We start from the raw sequence: 580 nt of genomic DNA on the forward strand, positions 1-580 counted from the left end.
TGGTTTTATTTAGTAACGACTATATTTAGTAACGACTACATGATGAATAACGATCAATATTATGTTTGGTCTACCAATTCAAGGGCGCTTTGCGATGTGTATTTGTTTTGTACTAACACGTTGATTAGACAATGATATTAACTTAACATCAAGTATTTAAACGATTTATACAATACAATTGAGGAGTTGCCTTATGTCAGACAAATCTGCTAAGAATAATACAAAAGATGATATCACACTCAGTAAAAAGGTTAAGAAGCAGCTGAGTAAGCTTGATAAGCTGCGTCAAAAAGAACAAGATAAAATAGACAAGGCGCGTCAAAAGGAGCTTGGTAAAGTAGATAAGAAACGTCAAAAAGAGCAAGGCAAAGTAGATAAGATGATTCAAGGCTTAATTGACGATATCAATCAAAAAGCTAGTAAAAAACAGGAAAAAATAGATACCAAAATTAAGAAAAAAAGAAATAAATTAGACACGGCTGGTATAGAACAAGACCAACCATGGCAGTACTAAGTAATATATAAAAGTACCAAAATAAATATAAATTTGGTAGCACTCATTCAGACTTAGATGTGTATG

At 31.7% G+C, this 580-nt stretch carries 1 protein-coding gene; it reads left to right on the forward strand.

The features are described 5' to 3' along the window. The first annotated feature begins 193 nt into the window (after positions 1–193). Positions 194–514, forward strand: coding sequence for a hypothetical protein (locus ACS8FD_RS23020; RefSeq protein WP_439260453.1), 321 nt, complete (start codon positions 194–196; stop codon positions 512–514). Positions 515–580 lie beyond the last annotated feature (66 nt).

It is taken from the genome of Psychrobacter sp. 1U2 (genome assembly GCF_051847575.1).

Excerpts from the sequence above, each read along its gene's own strand:
- ACS8FD_RS23020 (WP_439260453.1), top strand. The coding sequence starts at position 194 with ATGTCAGACAAATCTGCTAAGAATAATACAAAAGATGATATCACACTC.